The sequence below is a fragment of the Streptomyces sp. NBC_00459 genome (genome assembly GCF_036013955.1).
In the GTDB taxonomy this organism is placed as follows: domain Bacteria; phylum Actinomycetota; class Actinomycetes; order Streptomycetales; family Streptomycetaceae; genus Streptomyces.
Genome location: NZ_CP107903.1, coordinates 6,535,370 through 6,552,950, shown reverse-complemented (window position 1 = coordinate 6,552,950; position 17,581 = coordinate 6,535,370). Strand labels below are relative to the sequence as shown.

Sequence of the window (17,581 nt, the reverse complement as noted above, 5' to 3'; positions counted from 1 at the left end):
GGCATTGCCCTGACTACGACTTTCCGGGATCTCGGAATTCTTCCCGAGACCGCCGAGGCGCTCGAAGCCGTCGGCATCATCACCCCCTTTCCCATCCAGGAGATGACGCTCCCCGTCGCCCTCACCGGCACGGACGTCATCGGCCAGGCCAAGACCGGCACCGGCAAGACGCTCGGTTTCGGCCTCCCGCTCCTTGAGCGCGTGACCGTCCCCGCCGACGTCGAGGCCGGCCGCGCCAAGCCCGAGCAGCTCACCGAGGCCCCGCAGGCCCTCGTCGTCGTCCCGACGCGAGAGCTGTGCCAGCAGGTGACGAACGACCTGCTGACGGCCGGCAAGGTCCGTAACGTGCGCGTTCTCGCCATCTACGGCGGCCGGGCGTACGAACCGCAGGTCGAGGCCCTCAAGAAGGGCGTCGACGTCGTCGTCGGCACTCCCGGGCGCCTTCTCGACCTCGCGGGCCAGAAGAAGCTCAACCTGGGCCACGTCCGCGCGCTCGTCCTCGACGAGGCCGACGAGATGCTCGACCTGGGCTTCCTGCCCGACGTCGAGAAGATCATGAACATGCTGCCGGCCCGCCGTCAGACGATGCTGTTCTCGGCGACCATGCCGGGCGCGGTCATCGGGCTGGCGCGCCGCTACATGTCGCAGCCCACGCACATCCGCGCCGCCGCGCCGGACGACGAGGGCAAGACGGTCGCGAACACCGCGCAGTACGTGTACCGCGCGCACAACATGGACAAGCCCGAACTGGTGGCGCGCATACTGCAGGCCGACGACCGGGGACTGGCCATGGTCTTCTGCCGTACGAAGCGCACGGCCGCGGACCTCGCCGACCAGCTCGCGCAGCGCGGTTTCGCCTCCGGCGCCGTCCACGGCGACCTCGGCCAGGGCGCCCGCGAGCAGGCGCTGCGCGCCTTCCGCAACGGCAAGGTCGACGTCCTCGTCTGCACGGACGTGGCCGCGCGCGGTATCGACGTCGAGGGCGTCACGCACGTCATCAACTACCAGTCTCCCGAAGAGGAGAAGACGTACCTGCACCGCATCGGCCGTACGGGCCGCGCGGGTGCCAAGGGCATCGCGATCACGCTGGTCGACTGGGACGACATCCCGCGCTGGCAGCTGATCAACAAGGCGCTGGAGCTGAACTTCAACGACCCGCCGGAGACGTACTCCACCTCTCCGCACCTCTTCGAGGAACTGAGCATCCCGGCCGGCACCAAGGGTGTCCTGCCGCGCTCGGAGCGCACGCGCGCCGGCCTGGGCGCCGAAGAGGTCGAAGACCTCGGTGAGACGGGCGGACGCGGTGGCCCGCGCGGTCGTGGCGGCCGCGGCGGCCACTCCTCCGGCCCGGCGGCTGCCGCTGCCCCGGCGGCGGAGCGTGAGCGCCCGGCACGTACGCCGCGCAGTCGCCGCCGTACCCGTGGCGGTGCCGCCGCGGACGCGACGACGACTCCGGTCGCGTCGACCACTCCGGTCAGCGAGGCACTCGCCTCGTCCGAGCAGCCCACCGAGCGCCGTACGCCGCGCCGTCGTCGCCGTACGCGCGGTGCCGCCCCGGAGCCGGTGACGGCCCCCACGACGACGTTCGTCGAGCCGGCGGCCGAGGCCACCGTAGCGACGGCGGAGGGCACGGCCCCGGCCCCCGAGGCCACGGAGAGGTCGCGCCGCCGCCGCACCCGCAGGACGGCGGAGCTCACGCCGGTCACCCCGGTCGAGGTCGTCCCGGCCGAGGCCCCGGCGACCCCCGAGGCCCAGGCGCCGGAGGAGCAGCCGCGTCGTCGCCGTACCCGCAGGACGGCGGAGCCGGTCGTCGACACCGTCGAGGCCCCGGTCGTCACGGAGACCAAGCCGCGCCGCGCCCCCCGCAAGGCCACGGCACCGGCGGCGACGGTGACTGCCGAAGCCGTCGTGGACACGGCGGAAGGCGTCGAGGCCAAGCCGACGCGTCGGACCGCCACCCGCAAGGCGACCGCAGCCGCACCGGCCGCGGAAGCCGCCGTCGACACGGCCGAGACGACCGAGGCCAAGCCGCGCCGCCGCACGGCACGCAAGGCCGCCGAGCCCGTGGTGGCCGTGGTCGAGGCCGCCCCGGAGGCTCCGGAGGCCGAGGCCACGAAGCCCCGCCGGACGCGCAAGGCCGCGGTGGCCGCCGTGGAGACGGCCGAGGCGACCGAGGCCAAGCCGCGTCGGGCGACCCGCAAGGCCACGGCAGCGACCGCACCGGCCGCCGAGGCAGCTCTCGACACCGCCGAGGCGGTCGAGGCGAAGCCGCGTCGGCGTGCCCGCAAGGCCGCCGAACCGGCGGTCGTGGCGGAGACGGCCGGCATCCCGGCCCAGCCGACGCCGGCCGAGACCCCGGAGCCGAAGCGCCGTGCGACGCGCAAGGTGACGGCCCCGGCCGCGGAAGCCGCCCTGGACACCGCGGAAGGCGTCGAGGCCAAGCCGCGCCGCCGGACGGCACGCAAGGCCGCCGAGGCCCCGGTCGTCGCGGAGCCGGAAGCCACGGAGCCGAAGCCGCGCCGTACGGCCCGCAAGGCGACGACGACGGCCGCGGAGGCCGCTGTCGACACCGTCGAGGCCAAGCCGACGCGTCGGACCGCCACCCGCAAGGCGACCGCAGCCGCACCGGCCGCGGAAGCCGCCGTCGACACCGCCGAGGCGACCGAGGCCAAGCCCCGCCGCCGCACGGCACGCAAGGCCGTCGAGGTCGTCGCCGACATCCCCGCCCAGGCGGCGGACGAGGCGGAGGCCAAGCCGCGCCGCCGGACGGCACGCAAGGCCGCCGAACCGGTGGTCGTCGTGGAGGCGGCACCGGTGGCCGCCGAGGCGAAGCCCAGGCGCCGCGCCACCCGCAAGGCCACGGTCACCGCGCCGACCGCGGACTCCGTGGAGGCCTGATCACCCCGAGGGCCCCGGCCCTCGGCACCACCGGCCGAACCCGGACGGCCCGGCCCACCCCACCAGGTGGCCGGGCCGTCGGCGTTCCACCGCGGCCCGACCGGTCGCAGACCTCGGCCCATGCTCACGCCTGTCGCCCACCACGGCAGCTACGGAAGTCGCGTCTCCCCGGCGTGCGACTGCCCGCACCACACCCGGCACGCCGGTCCAGGTGGCCGGCCGTGGACGCTCACCCTGGCCCTCACCGGCGGCGGACGCCCCACCGCCCACCGCCGGCGGCTCCCGCGGTCCTCGGCCGCACGCACCGCACCCCGCTCCCCCGCGCCGAAGCTGCGCCGCCGACTTCCTTCGGCCGGATCCCCAGGGCCGGTCTCAGCCGCGCCCTCGGCCCGACCCAAGGGCCCTCACCGCCCGTTTTCTCAGGTGCGCCGGATAACCTCGGCACATGAGCAGGCCTTCGACCTTCGCCCCGCCCCCCGGCGCCCGTGCGTACGCCCTGCGTACCGCGCGTGGCGAGTTCGCCGTCGTCGATGCCTCCGTGGCGGCCGGCGTCGAGCCGAAGGGGACCGTTCTGCTGCTGCCGGGGTTCACCGGCAGCAAGGAGGACTTCATCTCGACGCACGAACCGCTGGCCGCGCGCGGGTACCGTACCGTCGCCGTGGACGGGCGCGGACAGTTCGAGTCGCCCGGCCCCCGGGACGACGAATCTGCTTACGCACAGGCCGAGTTGGCGCAGGACGTGCTCGCGCAGGCGGCGGCCGTCGGCACCCCCGTACATCTCGTCGGGCACTCGCTCGGCGGGCAGATCGCCCGGGCCGCCGTCCTCCTGGACCACTCCCCGTTCCTCTCGCTGACCCTCATCTCCTCGGGCCCCGCCGAGATCTCCGAGGCGCAGCAGCAGCGCGCGAAACTGCTGCGGGACGCGCTCGCCGTGATGAGCATGGCCGACGTCTGGGAGGCCATCCAGGCCATGGACGACCCCCAGGCCGGCGGCGACCTCGACTCGGTGGACGCCCTGGACGCCGGACTCGACGACCACGAGGATCTGCGCCGTCGCTGGATGGGCAACAGTCCGGCCCAACTCGTCGCCACGGGGCGCCAGTTGTGCTCCGAGCCGGACCGGGTCGCGGAACTCGCCGCCGTACCGCTGCCCTTCCATGTGCTGTCCGGCACGGAGGACGGCACCTGGGCCGTTCCCCTCCTCGACGACATGGCCGTACGACTGCACGCGCACCGGACGGTCATCGCCGGAGCCGAGCACTCCCCCAACACGGATCGCCCGCTGGAGACCGCCCGCGCCCTTGCCGACTTCTGGGACACCCTCGCGCACTGATCGTTCAGTACTGCGTCTGCAGGTGCTCCCAGAAGCCGTCCCGCAGCGCCCGCCGCAGCTCGGCCTGTCCTCGCAGCGAGTACTGGAGCAGCCCCTCCGCCTCGACCAGCAGGTCCTGATCGACGGACCCGGGCAGGTAGGGATGCCCGGGCAGCAGCTCGACGAGCGCCTCGCGCCCCCGCGCGGCCAGCCACTTCGCCGCCACCTGGGCGCCCACGAACCGCACGTCCTCGCGCGTGGGACGCGTCCCCGACGACGACTCGTACGACGTGACCGTGCGACGGACGACGTACGGCTTGAAGAAGTCGAGGTCGAAGGTGCGCTGGCTGTCGACCTCCCAGAGCAGCGGCTCGGCCTGGTTGCGACCCTCGGGCGCCTCGATGCCCCACAGGTGGACGCGTGCCCCGTAGCCCTGCGCGGCCTCGACCGCCGACACCAGGTCCTCGTCGCCGCCGATGAGCGCGGCGTCGCTGATCGCGCGGTGCCGGGCCAGGGACTCCAGGTCGGTGCGGATCAGCGAGTCGACGCCCTTCTGCTGGTTGTTGGCGTTGAGGTTGCCCAGGCGGACCTTCACATCGGGGAGTTCCGCGATGGACTGCTGCTCGATGGTGTGGATGCGGCGCCGGGCACCGTCGTACCAGTAGACCCGCAGCAGCCGACTGTCCGCGAAGATCGTGCGAGCCTTGTCGATGAGCGCTTCGATGAGACCTTCCGCGTCCAGCTCGTAGGAGCGGCGGTCCTCGGTTCCGGCGACGAGCCGTCCCGCCGCCGCGTACAGATATCCCGCGTCGACGAAGATCGCGTGCGTCGAGGGTGTCTTCGCGACCTCGGTGAGCATGCGGTGGAGCAGTTCGTTCGTGCGGTCGATGCGGGCGCTCAGCTCCGCGTGGTCGTCGTTGTTCATATACCTCCATTGTCTCGGCGGTCACGCTTCGAACACAACCGGTCCCGGTCAGTCTCCTGCGACCCCTTCGGGACGTCCGCGTTAACCGGGCGGTAGTTAGACGTTCGAAAAATTTCCTTAGCGTAGGGAATGTTTGTAACATGCGGGTAGTTGACTTGATACGTAACCAAGCAGTCCCGAGTAGTTCTCCTCAGGAGGATGACCAGACGAAGGGAGAAGCCCATGCGCTTCGAAATCATGCGTCTTGACGACGTCGACGGAACCCCCGTTGACAGTACGGTCGTGGACGCCGCCTCCGTCAACCGGATCGTGCAGCAAGCAGCCTCGATAGGGCAGCGCCTCTGGATCCGCCCGGCCGACACCTCGGCCTCATAACGCGCGGACGACGCTCGCCCACGACGAGCAGACTTCAGAACCCCCGTACGGCAACCATGCCGTACGGGGGTTCTGCTTGTGGACCACCGCTCATGGACCGCCGAGGTGAGCCCCCGGGCGTGTGCCACAGCCGTCAGCTCTGCTGGACCACCTGGGTGACGCCGTTGATGATCTGCTGCACGGCGATCGCGGACAGCATCATCCCCGCGAGCCGGGTCACCAGGACCACGCCGCCGTCCTTGATGACGCGGATGATCAGCAGCGAGTACCGCATGACCACCCACAGCACGACATGGACGGCCAGGATCGCCGCCCACACCGACACCTGCATGGCCACGCCGTCCGCCTTCTGGACGGCCAGGATGACCGAGACGATCGCACCGGGCCCGGCAAGCAGGGGCATGCCGAGCGGGACGAGGGCGACGTTCACGTCCTTGGTCTGCTTGGGCTCGTCCGTCTTGCCGGTGAGCAGGTCGAGTGCGATCAGCAGGAGCAGCAGCCCACCGGCGATCATCAGGGCCGGCACGGAGACGTGCAGATAGTCCAGGATCTGGTGCCCGAGCAGCCCGAACACGGTGATCACACCGCCGGCCACACACACGGCCTGGAACGCCATCCGCTTCTGCACACGGGCGGGCCGGCCTGCGGTGAGCGCGAGGAAGATCGGCGTGATCCCGGGGGGATCCATGATCACGAAAAGGGTGAGAAAGAGCGAGCCGAAGACGGCGATGTCGAACATGGGTGAGCGAGCCTTGCGTAGATACGAGGAGGGGAGGCGGGGAGGAGAGACGGTGAGCGGGGAGGGGCAGAGGCGCCTGCGCCGAGCGCTCAGGCTCCGCCGGTCCCCGGCACCGGGAACGCCCCGGTGGCCCGCCGCGTGATCTCGCCGTACACCTCGGGATCCGTCGTGTACTCCCCGAGCACGCAGGTCTTGCGGCTGCCGTGATAGTCGGAGGAACCGGTGCCCAGCAGCCCCAGCTCCGCCGCGAGGCCGCGCAGTCGCGCCCGGGTCGCCGGTTCGTGGTCCATGTGGTCGACCTCGATGCCGTCGAGCCCGGCGGCGGCCAGCTCGGCGATCGCGGACTCGGGAACCGTCAGCCCCCGCTTGCTCGCGGCGGGGTGCGCGAACACGGCGACTCCACCGGCCCCCTTGATCAGCCGCAGCGCCTCGAAGGGGTCGGTCTCGTGCTTCGGTACGTAGGCCCGGGCGCCGTCGGCCAGCCAGTCCCCGGTGAAGGCGTCGTTCACGGTCGGTACGACACCCAGCTCCACCAGCGCGGTGGCGACATGGGGCCGGCCCACGGATCCGTCACCGGCGATCCGCGCGACCTGCTCCCAGGTGATGGGCACGCCCAGCTCCTGAAGCTTGGCCACCATCCCCTGGGCGCGCGGCACCCGGTCGTCCCGCACCAGCTCTCGCTCCGCGAACAGCGCGGGCTCCTCGGGATCGAACAGGTAGGCCAACATGTGCATGCTGACCCCGTCGAGCCGGCAGGACAGCTCGGCCCCGGTGACCAGCGTGAGCCCGGCGGGCAGCGCGGCGATCGCCTCGGCGTACCCACGGGTCGTGTCGTGGTCGGTCAGCGCGACGACGTCGAGCCCGGCAGCGGCAGCGTTGCGCACCAGCTCGGCAGGCGTGTCCGTACCGTCGGAGGCGGTGGAGTGGCAGTGCAGATCTATGCGCACGATGCGGACTCCAGGCGACGACGAGAACGGGAACGGGAACGAGCAAGACGCGCCAAGCATAGCGGCCCCAGAGGGCAACCTGTCACACCTGAAACCCTTGACCAACCCTTACGGAAGCCCACCCAGGGGCGCGGGGAACCGCACGACCGACCTCCGCGGACCCGCGCACAACAACGAACCAGACACCCTCGACCCAGCCGAGCGCTACGGCTGGAGCAGCCGGGGCGACAACGCCCCGCAGGGAACCAGCTCCAGCTCGGCCCCCGCATCCCGCAGATCCGTGAGCACCAGCTCGTCGTACATCAGCAGCCCGGACTGCTCGGGCCACACCACCGCCCACAACCACAACCCGAGCGCCTCACCGGCGAACACCGCGCGGTCGTCGGGCCCACCCGCGACATGCCACAACGGAGTGGGCCGCCCCGCCGCCAGCACCTTCGCCTCGGCCGGCTTCTCGACGTTCATGTACGGCCCCGGATCGGGCCCGTCGATGCCCGCGTACCGCGCACCGAGGCCGACGCCGAGTTCCTCGGCGACCAGGATCAGCTCACCCATACCGCCGAGCGGACCGGGACCGGTACAGGCCACCGCCGTCGCACGGCCGCCACTGCGGTCGTCGCCCGCACAGCCCACGCCCGTGAAGAGCCAGCCGACCGGCAGCGGCCACGGCATCCACACCGGCACCTGAGTGCGATGCACCACGACACTGAGGGCGTCGACACTGGGCGGGATCACGGGCTGCAGCGGATGCACCGTCCCGTGCGCATCGCACTGCCAGGAGTCGGCAAAGAGTCCGGGAGCCCTGACCCGGCCACCACACTTCGGGCAACTGGGTTCGCCCCTCATAAAGCCCCACGGTCCTCCCCGTCCCCCCTCCCGTCAAGGACGATCACCCGTCCGGAGTGACACACCTCCGTCCTTTCCATCAGGTGAAATTAGATGTAGCTTGCATTAATTAGCTGAGCTAACTTACTATGTGCATACACCAACGACCTCTCCGCGGGTTGAGCCCGCGAGTCGTGAAGGAGCAGGCATGCACAGCAGCGCAACGAGCACCGGCCCGGGAAGCACGGGAGGCCCGGCCGAAGCGGACCCCTTCGACATGGGAGCCGGCGGACTCCTCCGGCAGCCGAAGGCCGTCTGGGCGACCGCCGGCGCGTCCGTCGTCGCCTTCATGGGCATCGGACTCGTCGACCCGATCCTCCCCTCCATCGCCAAGGGCCTGGACGCCACGGCCGGCCAGGTCTCCCTGCTCTTCACGTCGTACTTCCTGATCACCGCCGTGGCGATGCTGGTCACCGGATTCGTCTCCAGCCGGATCGGCGGCAAGAAGACCCTGCTGCTCGGCCTCGCGTTCGTCGTGCTCTTCGCGGGCCTGGCCGGCACCTCGGGCTCGGTCGCCGAACTGGTCGGCTTCCGGGCCGGCTGGGGCCTGGGCAACGCGCTCTTCGTCTCGACGGCCCTCGCGGTCATCGTCGGGGCCGCGGCCGGCGGCAGCGCCGCCGCGATCCTGCTGTACGAGTCCGCCCTGGGCCTCGGCATGGCGTGCGGTCCCCTGCTGGGCGCGCTGCTCGGCAACGCCAGCTGGCGCTATCCCTTCTTCGGCACCGCGTTCCTGATGGCCGTCGGTTTCCTCTGCATCACGGTGTTCCTGAAGGAACAGCCGAAGCCGGCCCGGAAGACGTCACTGCTCGACCCGATCAAGGCGCTCGGCCACGGGGGCCTGGCCTCCGCCGCGGTCTCGTCCTTCTTCTACAACTACACGTTCTTCACCGTGCTGGCCTTCACCCCGTTCGTGCTCGACATGACTCCGTACAGGTCCGGGGCCGTGTTCTTCGCGTGGGGTCTGCTGCTGGCCGTCTCGTCGGTGCTGGTCGCTCCGCGGTTGCAGCGGCGGTTCGGATCGCTGACGGTGCTGGGTGGCTCGCTGGTGCTGCTCGCCGCGGACGTGCTGGTCCTCGGCTACGGCAGCCACACCGTCGCCGTCGTCTGCACAGTCCTGTCCGGTGCGTTCATCGGTGTGAACAACACGGTGTACACGGAGCTGGCGCTGGGCGTCTCGGACGCGCCGCGCCCGGTGGCGAGCGCCGGCTACAACTTCGTGCGCTGGTTCGCGGCTGCCGCGGCCCCGTACTTCGCGCCGAAGATCGAGGAGTGGAGCGACATCCACATGCCGTTCGTGGTCGCGGCGGTGACCGCCGTGCTCGGCGCGGTGGTGGTTGTCGTGCGGCGGAAGTCGCTCACCCACGAGGTGGAGGAGCTGGAGGTTCGGCACGCCGCGGAGGACAGTGTCGGTGTCTTCGCGAGTTGAGCGCGGTGGCCTGCCTGCGGGCCGGTGGGGGCTTGTCGCGCAGTTCCCCGCGCCCCTAAGGGGGCGCTGCCCAACTGGCTTCTTTCTGGGGCCGGTTGGTGATATCAGTCACTCCGCGGGAATGTACTGGGGTCAGTCCAGCGGGACGGACCTGCGGGCCGGGTCCCGTAGGTCCGTCCCGTTCGTGAGCCAGCGTTCCTGGAGGGCCTGTGCGCCGTGGACGCGCTTCCAGGCTGCCTCGTTCGGGGTCATCGGGAGCAGGGGCAGGAAGCGCACCGGGTCCAGGGGCGCGTCGAGCTCCAGGTCCTCGACCAGGCCGCCCGGCTCCGCGACCAGGACCGAGGTGAAGGACGCCCCCGGCCACAGCGGCTCACCGACGTCGAGCGAGGCACCGGGGGCCACGATCACACCCTCGACCTGCGGGGACGCGGCGAGAACCGCGAGCGGGCGCAGCACCTTGTCGGTGTCGGCCACGCCGGCCCGGACGGAGATGATCAGCTCGGCGCGCGGGCCCTTCACCGGGTCGGCGAGCACCGCGGTGGGGTCCGCCATCGGCAGCGCGGACATGCCGAGGGTGGCGTAGCGGACGATCTCCCCGTCCTCTCCGTCCCGGTCCTGGCCCTGGAAACGCAGTACCTCGACGCGGTCCGTACCGAGGAAGGTGACCGCGGCGCGCGCGTCCGGTTCGCCCAGCGCCGTACACAGCCGGGCCTCGACCAGAGGAAGAACATCAGACATGCGCCGAGCATAGAACTCGTCAGTTACGGGCAAACGCGCACCTTGACAGTTCGGTCGGCTGTTACCCTAGGCCGGGTCCGGGGCAGCACGCAGATGGGGGTACCACCCAGGCCTTTAAGGCACTGGGGGAGTAGCGATCGAGTCCCGGCACCGCTGAAGTTCCCCCTAGGGGGCTCCCCTTGAAGGGGAATGGATCGTCCCTCACGAGGGACCGGCCGGAGGAGGTGGGGCTGCAATGGATCGAAGTCATCCGTGCAGTAGCACCCGCTCTTCCGCCCGTTGATGTAGTTGCTCCGGTCTTCTCCGGCTGGTTGTCACCTCTCGCATTCGCGTCATCGCGGAAGAGCACTTGGTTTCGTTTTGCCTGATCCATGTGATCTGCGTCAGTTCTGAATCAGCAGCGAAAGCTCACCACCGCGACGGTGCGGTGCTCCCCGCTTTGTGGACGTGCCAAACATCCTCAGCCAGGACGTCCCCATTCCGGGCAGTTCCAACCGTCGTCGGCGGTCTTTCGTTGCCTGTAGCGAAGGAACCTGCCAATGTCGATGATCAACAACCTGCGTGCCGCCGTCCGTCCGTCCCGTCCCTCCCTGCGCAAGGACGGCAGCGGCTACGACACCACCCGCGACCCCTCGACGCCCTCCGCCGTCGTCGACTGCGCCGTCTACCGCGACGGCGCCCGGGTCGAAACCCCGAGGGCGCTGACCCCGCACGAGGCGATGCGCAAGGTGCGCCGCGACGGCGGCTTCGTGTGGATCGGGCTGCACGAGCCGACGGAGGGCGAGTTCTCCGGTATCGCCAGCGAGTTCGGGCTCCACCCGCTCGCCGTCGAGGACGCGATCCAGGCCCACCAGCGACCCAAGCTGGAGCGGTACGACGACACGCTCTTCACCGTCTTCAAGACCATCCACTACGTCGACCACACCGAACTCACCGCGAACAGCGAGGTCGTGGAGACCGGCGAGGTGATGTGCTTCACCGGGCGGGACTTCCTCATCACTGTCCGGCACGGCGGCCAGGGCTCCCTGCGTGCGCTGCGCCACCGTCTCCAGGACGACCCCGAGCTGCTCGCCAAGGGCCCCTCCGCCGTGCTGCACGCCATCGCCGACCACGTCGTCGACGGCTATGTCGCGGTCGCGGACGCCATGCAGGACGACATCGACGAGGTCGAGACGGAGGTGTTCTCGCCGGGCCGCAAGGGCACCCCGCGCGGTACGGACGCCGGCCGGATCTACCAGCTCAAGCGTGAGGTCCTGGAGTTCAAGCGGGCCGTCTCGCCGCTCCTGCGGCCCATGCAGCTGCTGAGCGAGCGTCCGATGCGGCTGATCGACCCCGACATCCAGAAGTACTTCCGTGACGTCGCCGACCACCTGGCCCGGGTCCAGGAGCAGGTGATCGGCTTCGACGAACTGCTCAACTCGATCCTCCAGGCCAACCTCGCCCAGGCGTCCGTCGCGCAGAACGAGGACATGCGGAAGATCACGTCCTGGGCGGCGATCATCGCCGTTCCGACGATGGTGTGCGGTGTCTACGGCATGAACTTCGACTACATGCCGGAGCTGCACTGGAAGTTCGGCTACCCCGTGGTCATGACGGCCATGATCGGCATGTGTGTGGGCATCCACCGCACGCTGAAGCGCAACGGCTGGCTCTGACGGCGCCCGGGGCGGCGGACGGCATCGCTACCCTTCTGCCCATGACTGACACGCTGCTCGACCGGGCCCTCGTCGAGGAGGCCACCAAGAAGTCCGGCCTCATCTGGGTCAAGGGCAACGGTGTGCCCGCGCTGCACGTCGCGGGCCATGGCATCCCGGCCCGTGCGATGTGGCACGTCTGGCACGAGGGCGCGGCCGTCCTGGTCGGCGACGGGCCCGGGGAGCAGCCGTTGCCCGGCCTGGTCGAGGGAGCAGACGCGGAGGTCACCGTCCGCAGCAAGGACAAGGGCGGGCGGCTCGTCACCTGGCCGGCGACGGTGGTGGAGCTGGCCCCGCACTCCCCGGAGTGGGAGGCCGCGGTCGCCGAGCTGAAGGGGAAGCGGTTGAACGCGCCGGACGGTGAGGCGATGACGGATCGGTGGGCACGGGAATGCAGGGTGGTGCGGTTGGTGCCGCGCGCGGGGGGCTCGCGCCCCCTGCCGGAGGGGTCGTTGGCTGCGCCGCCGTTGCCTACGTCGGCGACTACCAGGGAGCCGATCCCGGAGGGGTTGCCTCGGCTGCTGTTCAAGAAACGCAGGCGGTCTGTGGGGTAGGTGGTTCGTTCACCGCAGGCCCGGTGGGGGCTGGTCGCGCCCCGCGGCGGAGCCGCAGATCCGGCACAGCCCCGCGCCCCTGAGAGGGGCTCCGCCTCTTCAGGACGACGGGAGCTGCTGGCCGTAGTCCACCGTCTCGTTCTTCGCCGGTTCCTCCAGGGGGAAGTCCTTGCCCCAGTCGCTCAGCAGCAGCGTGCCCGCGCCGCCCGCGCGGACCAGACGCAGGGGGTAGGGGGATCCCTCCAGGGAGACGTCCAGGGTGCCGCCGTCGCCCTTGTCGCCGGTGATGCGGATCGTGCGGACGCCCGACTGCTCGTGGTGGCCGTCCGTGGCGAGGCTGCCGTGCAGGGTGAGCAGTCCGTCCAGGAGCACGTCCTTGTCGGTGAAGCCGCTGAACTTCTTGTACGAGGGGTCGCCGGTCGGCACCTTCACGAAGAGGCCCCCGAGCTTCGCGGCGGCTGCCGCGTCCGACTCGCCGCCCTTGCCCTTGCCGCCGTCCTCGTGGCTCCAGAACGCCGCGTCGGCCTTCAGGAACAGGTGCTCCCCGACCCGCAGCAGCCGGAACGTCGACCCCTTCGCGGTGACCGAGCCGGTGCCGCCGTCGTCCTTGAGGCTCATGTCGAGGGTGTACGTGGTCCCGCTGGTCACCACGGTCCCGGAGAGGCGTACGGCGTCGGCGGACCGGGCGGCCGTGCGGGTCTTCGTCTGGATGGTGTCGGCGGGCAGTTTGCCGACCCCGTTCGTGCCCTCGTCCGGGTCGGCGCCGCATCCTGTCAGCCCGGTCCCCGTCACGAGCAGTGCGCACATCGCGCTCACCAGGCCGGCGCTGCGGGTACGGCCACGGGGATTCGCAGACACAGGTGGGGCTGCCTCTCGTACGAGTGTCCTGAGGAGTGTGGACGGCAGCGTACCGGTGCCGTCGGCCCCCGGCGGAGCCAGTCCGTCCGGACCCCCCACCAAGGCACGGCCGAACCGGACGGGCTAGCCTGAAGCGCACCCGAGCAGGCAATTCGGAACCCCAGGACGCAATCCGACGCGCTCCCCGCAGCGCACACCGAAGCAGGAGGCATGGCATGGCGGCAGCCTCACCCCGTGTCTTCGTCTCGCACCTCGCCGGTATGGCCGTCTTCGACCCGAACGGCGACCAGGTGGGCCGCGTGCGCGACCTCATCGCGATGCTGCGCGTCGGCAACCGTCCGCCACGGCTGCTCGGCCTCGTCGTCGAACTCACCACCCGGCGCCGCGTCTTCATGCCCATGACCCGCGTCACCGGCATCGAGTCCGGCCAGGTCATCACGACGGGCGTGCTGAACGTCCGGCGCTTCGAACAGCGCCCCACCGAGCGACTCGTCCTCGGCGAACTCCTCGACCGGCGCGTCACCCTCGGCGAGACCGGCGAGGAGGTCACCGTCCTGGATGTGGCGGTACGACAGCTGCCGGCCCGCCGCGACTGGGAGATCGAGCGGGTCTTCGTACGGAGGAAGGGCCGCGGCGGTGCCTTCCGGCGCAACACCGGCGAGACACTGACCGTCGACTGGTCCGCCGTCACCGGCTTCTCCCTGGAGGAGGACGGACAGGGCGCCGAGAGCCTCCTCGCCACCTTCGAGCAGCTGCGCCCCGCCGACCTCGCCAACGTCCTGCACCACCTCTCCCCCAAGCGGCGCGCCGAGGTGGCCGCCGCCCTCGACGACGACCGGCTGGCCGACGTACTCGAAGAGCTGCCCGAGGACGACCAGATCGAGATCCTCGGCAAGCTCAAGGAGGAGCGCGCCGCCGACGTCCTGGAGGCGATGGACCCGGACGACGCCGCCGACCTGCTCGGTGAACTGCCCGAGGACGACCAGGAGCGGCTGCTGAGCCTGATGCAGCCCGGCGACGCGGCCGACATGCGCCGGCTGATGGCGTACCGGGAGGACACGGCGGGCGGTCTGATGACGACCGAGCCGATCGTGCTGCGCCCCGACGCGACCGTCGCCGACGCGCTCGCCCGGGTCCGCAACCCCGATCTCTCCCCCGCGCTCGCCGCCCAGGTGTACGTGTGCCGTCCGCCGGACGAGACGCCGACGGGCAAGTACCTGGGCGCCGTCCACTTCCAGCGACTGCTGCGCGACCCGCCGTACACGCTGGTCGGCTCGCTCGTCGACGACGATCTGCAACCGCTCTCCCCGGACGCCGAACTGCCGGTCGTCGCCGGTTTCTTCGCGACGTACGACATGGTGGCGGCACCGGTGGTCGACGAGAGCGGGTCGCTGCTCGGCGCGGTGACCGTGGACGACGTACTCGACCACATGCTGCCCGAGGACTGGCGGGAGACGGAGTTCCACCTCGCCGAGAGCGAACCCGACGGTGAGATCGACGACGATGACGAGAGCGAGTCCGAGAGAGCGGGTGGCCATGACTCCTGAGCGTGAGACCGGCACCCGCGAGCGCGCGGTGAGCGGCGCCACGGCGGCCTCCCGTCCACGGGTGCGCCTCGACCAGCCGCGTGCGCCCAGGCGCCGGCTGTGGCCCGAGTACGACCCGGAGGCGTTCGGGCGGATGTCCGAACGCATCGCGCGTTTCCTCGGGACCGGACGGTTCATCGTCTGGATGACGGTCGTCATCATCCTGTGGGTGGTGTGGAACGTGTCCGCGCCGGCCGACCTGCGCTTCGACCACTACCCGTTCATCTTCCTGACGCTGATGCTGTCGCTCCAGGCCTCCTACGCGGCCCCGCTGATCCTGCTCGCGCAGAACCGGCAGGACGACCGGGACCGCGTCAACCTCGAACAGGACCGCAAACAGAACGAGCGGTCGATCGCCGACACCGAGTATCTGACCCGCGAGATCGCCTCACTGCGCGCCGGGCTCGGCGAGGTCGCGACGCGGGACTGGATCCGATCCGAGCTCCAGGACCTGGTCAAGGAGCTGGAGGAGCGGTACGCGGAACGGCACGAGAACGGGCACCACTCCGACAAAACTGCCACATTCCTGACAGAACGGCCGCGGGTGCGTGACGTAGAAGACCGGTGACGGGCTTTCCGGAGGCCCTGTGCGGCCCCGTACCATCGGGGACATGGCTACGGAAGACGCGGTGCGTGAAGCACTGGCGACGGTGAACGACCCCGAGATCCAGCGACCCATCACCGAGCTGGGGATGGTGAAGTCGGTGGTCATCGGCGCGGACGGGGCGGTCGCGGTCGCGGTGTACCTGACGGTCTCCGGCTGCCCGATGCGCGACACGATCACGAAGAGCGTGACGGAGGCGGTCTCGCGGGTCGAGGGCGTCACGCGCGTCGACGTCGAACTCGACGTCATGAGCGACAACCAGCGCAAGGACCTGGCGTCCGCCCTGCGCGGCGGCCAGGCCGAACGCGAGGTCCCCTTCGCGAAACCGGGCTCCCTCACGCGCGTGTACGCGGTCGCGTCCGGCAAGGGCGGCGTCGGCAAGTCGTCGGTGACCGTCAACCTGGCGGCGGCGATGGCGGCGGACGGCCTCAAGGTGGGCGTGGTCGACGCCGACATCTACGGCCACAGCGTGCCGCGCATGCTGGGTGTCGAAGGGCGTCCCACCCAGGTCGAGAACATGATCATGCCGCCGTCCTCACACGGCGTGAAGGTCATCTCCATCGGCATGTTCACCCCGGGCAACGCCCCGGTCGTCTGGCGTGGCCCGATGCTCCACAGGGCCCTCCAGCAGTTCCTGGCGGACGTGTACTGGGGCGACCTGGACGTGCTTCTGCTGGACCTCCCGCCGGGCACGGGCGACATCGCGATCTCGGTGGCCCAGTTGGTCCCGAACGCCGAGATCCTGGTCGTGACGACGCCTCAGCAGGCGGCGGCCGAGGTGGCCGAGCGCGCGGGCGCCATCGCCGTGCAGACCCACCAGAAGATCGTCGGCGTGGTCGAGAACATGGCCGGCCTGCCCTGCCCGCACTGCGGCGAGATGGTCGACGTCTTCGGCACGGGCGGCGGCCAGAGCGTCGCGGACGGCCTCACCAGGACGACGGGAGCGACGGTGCCGGTCCTCGGCTCCATCCCGATCGACGTCCGCCTGCGCGAGGGCGGCGACGACGGCAGGCCGGTCGTCCTGACGGACCCGGACTCCCCGGCGGGCACCGCGCTGCGCGCGATCGCGGGCAAGCTGGGAGGCAGGGCACGAGGCCTGTCGGGCATGTCCCTGGGAATCACCCCGAGGAACAAGTTCTGACGGAGGTCAGCCGGGGCTTTTTGCCTTGAGGGGCGCGGGGAACTGCGCGACCAGCCCCCACCGGGCCCGCAGTCGCTCACGTACCTGAAGCCCCACAACGAAGGGGCGCCGAAAACAAACGGCGCCCCTTCACTCACGCGTACACACCAATATCCTTGATCACGGCGAAGCCGAGCCCGTACGCGCTCATCCCCCGCCCGTACGCACCCACGTGCACGCCCTCCTGGGTCGACCCCGCGAGAACCCAGCCGAACTCGGACTCCCGGTAGTGGAAGGGCGTAGGCACCCCGTCGACCGGCAGGGAGAGGGTGGACCAGTCATCGCCGCCGAGATCGTCCGCGAGGACCCACGCCGTCTCCGTCTGCTGGTCGAGCCAGTCGTCGCGCAGGGTGTGGTCCATCTGGCCGGGCCAGGTGAAGGACAGCAGCCCCACACCGGCCAGCCAGGCCGCCGACGAGACCGAGGTGGCCTCCAGCAGCCCGGTGCCGTCCGCACTGCGCCGTACGGGGTTCGCGGCCACGGTGACCACCACCGCGAACCGCTCCCTGTCCTCCCCCATGGCCTCGTGCCGTACGGAGGGTTCGTCGCCGTGCCCGATCGAACCGTGCTCGACGGCGCCGTCGGCCGCCGTACCCACCTGCATCAGCCAGCGCGGTCCCGTGAAGGCCTCGTCGAGGCCGTACCACGGGAAGGGCGCCAGCAGATAGCCGTCGACCGTGCGCCGGGCGGAGGGGACCTGTTGTCCGCCCTCCGCGGCCGGCGCCTGCGCGCCCACCCGACTTGTCGTCTCCATGTACCCGGACGCCTCCTCGTTCTCGTCGGACCGGAGCGGCCCGCCCCCCTTCGGGCGGCGTTGTTCGCCCATGTACGGCCCCACAACAACTCGGCAGCATAGCCAC

Annotated in this window: 16 protein-coding genes; 9 read left to right on the top strand and 7 right to left on the bottom strand. The window is 70.8% G+C overall.

Features of this window, described 5'->3' with window-relative positions; all coding sequences use genetic code 11:
• The first annotated feature begins 102 nt into the window (after positions 1–102).
• Together OHN74_RS29055 and OHN74_RS29050 are read left to right on the top strand one after the other, a co-directional pair.
• Positions 103–2,898: a DEAD/DEAH box helicase gene (locus OHN74_RS29055; protein WP_327697536.1), complete on the top strand. Its 2,796-nt coding sequence runs from the start codon at positions 103–105 to the stop codon at positions 2,896–2,898.
• A 445-nt stretch (positions 2,899–3,343) separates the two neighbouring features.
• On the top strand, positions 3,344–4,231 hold the full coding sequence (locus tag OHN74_RS29050; RefSeq protein ID WP_327697535.1) for an alpha/beta fold hydrolase: 888 nt from the start codon (positions 3,344–3,346) through the stop codon (positions 4,229–4,231).
• 4 nt (positions 4,232–4,235) lie between these two features.
• Here OHN74_RS29050 and OHN74_RS29045 read toward each other — a convergent pair whose 3' ends face one another.
• Positions 4,236–5,135 carry an NYN domain-containing protein gene (locus OHN74_RS29045; RefSeq protein ID WP_327697534.1) on the bottom strand — a complete coding sequence of 300 codons (900 nt, stop codon included), beginning with the start codon at positions 5,133–5,135 and terminating at the stop codon, positions 4,236–4,238.
• A 222-nt stretch (positions 5,136–5,357) separates the two neighbouring features.
• Between OHN74_RS29045 and OHN74_RS29040 the strand changes: the two genes are divergently transcribed.
• Complete coding sequence (locus tag OHN74_RS29040; RefSeq protein WP_006374340.1) at positions 5,358–5,510, top strand: hypothetical protein; 153 nt, start codon at positions 5,358–5,360, stop codon at positions 5,508–5,510.
• 133 nt (positions 5,511–5,643) lie between these two features.
• On the opposite strand, the gene OHN74_RS29035 is transcribed toward OHN74_RS29040, so the two are convergent.
• From OHN74_RS29035 to OHN74_RS29025, 3 genes are all read right to left on the bottom strand, one after another.
• Positions 5,644–6,249, bottom strand: a complete 606-nt coding sequence (locus tag OHN74_RS29035) for a MarC family protein (protein ID WP_327697533.1) — start codon at positions 6,247–6,249, stop codon at positions 5,644–5,646.
• 89 nt (positions 6,250–6,338) lie between these two features.
• Complete coding sequence (locus OHN74_RS29030) at positions 6,339–7,196, bottom strand: PHP domain-containing protein (protein WP_327697532.1); 858 nt, start codon at positions 7,194–7,196, stop codon at positions 6,339–6,341.
• Positions 7,197–7,400: 204 nt separating this feature from the next.
• Complete coding sequence (locus tag OHN74_RS29025) at positions 7,401–8,042, bottom strand: DUF6758 family protein (RefSeq protein ID WP_327697531.1); 642 nt, start codon at positions 8,040–8,042, stop codon at positions 7,401–7,403.
• Positions 8,043–8,229: 187 nt separating this feature from the next.
• Between OHN74_RS29025 and OHN74_RS29020 the strand changes: the two genes are divergently transcribed.
• Positions 8,230–9,507, top strand: coding sequence for an MFS transporter (locus OHN74_RS29020; protein ID WP_327697530.1), 1,278 nt, complete (start codon positions 8,230–8,232; stop codon positions 9,505–9,507).
• A gap of 132 nt (positions 9,508–9,639) precedes the next feature.
• Here OHN74_RS29020 and OHN74_RS29015 read toward each other — a convergent pair whose 3' ends face one another.
• On the bottom strand, positions 9,640–10,245 hold the full coding sequence (locus tag OHN74_RS29015) for a suppressor of fused domain protein (protein ID WP_327697529.1): 606 nt from the start codon (positions 10,243–10,245) through the stop codon (positions 9,640–9,642).
• 539 nt (positions 10,246–10,784) lie between these two features.
• Between OHN74_RS29015 and OHN74_RS29010 the strand changes: the two genes are divergently transcribed.
• Together OHN74_RS29010 and OHN74_RS29005 are read left to right on the top strand one after the other, a co-directional pair.
• Complete coding sequence (locus tag OHN74_RS29010; protein ID WP_327697528.1) at positions 10,785–11,900, top strand: magnesium and cobalt transport protein CorA; 1,116 nt, start codon at positions 10,785–10,787, stop codon at positions 11,898–11,900.
• A 41-nt stretch (positions 11,901–11,941) separates the two neighbouring features.
• Positions 11,942–12,493 carry a hypothetical protein gene (locus tag OHN74_RS29005; RefSeq protein WP_327697527.1) on the top strand — a complete coding sequence of 184 codons (552 nt, stop codon included), beginning with the start codon at positions 11,942–11,944 and terminating at the stop codon, positions 12,491–12,493.
• A gap of 99 nt (positions 12,494–12,592) precedes the next feature.
• Here OHN74_RS29005 and OHN74_RS29000 read toward each other — a convergent pair whose 3' ends face one another.
• Complete coding sequence (locus OHN74_RS29000) at positions 12,593–13,300, bottom strand: hypothetical protein (protein WP_327700320.1); 708 nt, start codon at positions 13,298–13,300, stop codon at positions 12,593–12,595.
• 266 nt (positions 13,301–13,566) lie between these two features.
• Here OHN74_RS29000 and OHN74_RS28995 point away from each other — a divergent pair, with 266 nt between their 5' ends.
• The 3 genes from OHN74_RS28995 to OHN74_RS28985 are packed head-to-tail and all read left to right on the top strand — an operon-like array spanning position 13,567 to position 16,682.
• Positions 13,567–14,898 (top strand): magnesium transporter MgtE N-terminal domain-containing protein, encoded by a 1,332-nt coding sequence (locus OHN74_RS28995; protein WP_327697526.1) that lies wholly within the window; start codon positions 13,567–13,569, stop codon positions 14,896–14,898.
• Complete coding sequence (locus OHN74_RS28990; RefSeq protein WP_327697525.1) at positions 14,888–15,505, top strand: DUF1003 domain-containing protein; 618 nt, start codon at positions 14,888–14,890, stop codon at positions 15,503–15,505. Before OHN74_RS28995 ends, OHN74_RS28990 begins: the two co-directional genes overlap by 11 nt.
• Before the next feature lie 43 nt (positions 15,506–15,548).
• Positions 15,549–16,682: an Mrp/NBP35 family ATP-binding protein gene (locus OHN74_RS28985; protein ID WP_327697524.1), complete on the top strand. Its 1,134-nt coding sequence runs from the start codon at positions 15,549–15,551 to the stop codon at positions 16,680–16,682.
• Positions 16,683–16,815: 133 nt separating this feature from the next.
• On the opposite strand, the gene OHN74_RS28980 is transcribed toward OHN74_RS28985, so the two are convergent.
• Positions 16,816–17,475, bottom strand: coding sequence for a hypothetical protein (locus tag OHN74_RS28980; protein ID WP_327697523.1), 660 nt, complete (start codon positions 17,473–17,475; stop codon positions 16,816–16,818).
• Positions 17,476–17,581: the final 106 nt, after the last annotated feature.

What these genes read in the sequence shown, in the direction of transcription:
- OHN74_RS29045 (WP_327697534.1), bottom strand. Translation starts at nt 5,135, where the DNA reads ATGAACAACGACGACCACGCGGAGCTGAGCGCCCGCATCGACCGCACG.
- OHN74_RS29040 (WP_006374340.1), top strand. Translation starts at nt 5,358, where the DNA reads ATGCGCTTCGAAATCATGCGTCTTGACGACGTCGACGGAACCCCCGTT.
- OHN74_RS29000 (WP_327700320.1), bottom strand. Translation starts at nt 13,300, where the DNA reads ATGTGCGCACTGCTCGTGACGGGGACCGGGCTGACAGGATGCGGCGCC.
- OHN74_RS28995 (WP_327697526.1), top strand. Translation starts at nt 13,567, where the DNA reads ATGGCGGCAGCCTCACCCCGTGTCTTCGTCTCGCACCTCGCCGGTATG.
- OHN74_RS28985 (WP_327697524.1), top strand. Translation starts at nt 15,549, where the DNA reads ATGGCTACGGAAGACGCGGTGCGTGAAGCACTGGCGACGGTGAACGAC.
- OHN74_RS29025 (WP_327697531.1), bottom strand. Translation starts at nt 8,042, where the DNA reads ATGAGGGGCGAACCCAGTTGCCCGAAGTGTGGTGGCCGGGTCAGGGCT.
- OHN74_RS28980 (WP_327697523.1), bottom strand. Translation starts at nt 17,475, where the DNA reads ATGGAGACGACAAGTCGGGTGGGCGCGCAGGCGCCGGCCGCGGAGGGC.
- OHN74_RS29005 (WP_327697527.1), top strand. Translation starts at nt 11,942, where the DNA reads ATGACTGACACGCTGCTCGACCGGGCCCTCGTCGAGGAGGCCACCAAG.
- OHN74_RS29015 (WP_327697529.1), bottom strand. Translation starts at nt 10,245, where the DNA reads ATGTCTGATGTTCTTCCTCTGGTCGAGGCCCGGCTGTGTACGGCGCTG.
- OHN74_RS28990 (WP_327697525.1), top strand. Translation starts at nt 14,888, where the DNA reads ATGACTCCTGAGCGTGAGACCGGCACCCGCGAGCGCGCGGTGAGCGGC.
- OHN74_RS29055 (WP_327697536.1), top strand. Translation starts at nt 103, where the DNA reads ATGACGCTCCCCGTCGCCCTCACCGGCACGGACGTCATCGGCCAGGCC.
- OHN74_RS29020 (WP_327697530.1), top strand. Translation starts at nt 8,230, where the DNA reads ATGCACAGCAGCGCAACGAGCACCGGCCCGGGAAGCACGGGAGGCCCG.
- OHN74_RS29035 (WP_327697533.1), bottom strand. Translation starts at nt 6,249, where the DNA reads ATGTTCGACATCGCCGTCTTCGGCTCGCTCTTTCTCACCCTTTTCGTG.
- OHN74_RS29010 (WP_327697528.1), top strand. Translation starts at nt 10,785, where the DNA reads ATGTCGATGATCAACAACCTGCGTGCCGCCGTCCGTCCGTCCCGTCCC.
- OHN74_RS29050 (WP_327697535.1), top strand. Translation starts at nt 3,344, where the DNA reads ATGAGCAGGCCTTCGACCTTCGCCCCGCCCCCCGGCGCCCGTGCGTAC.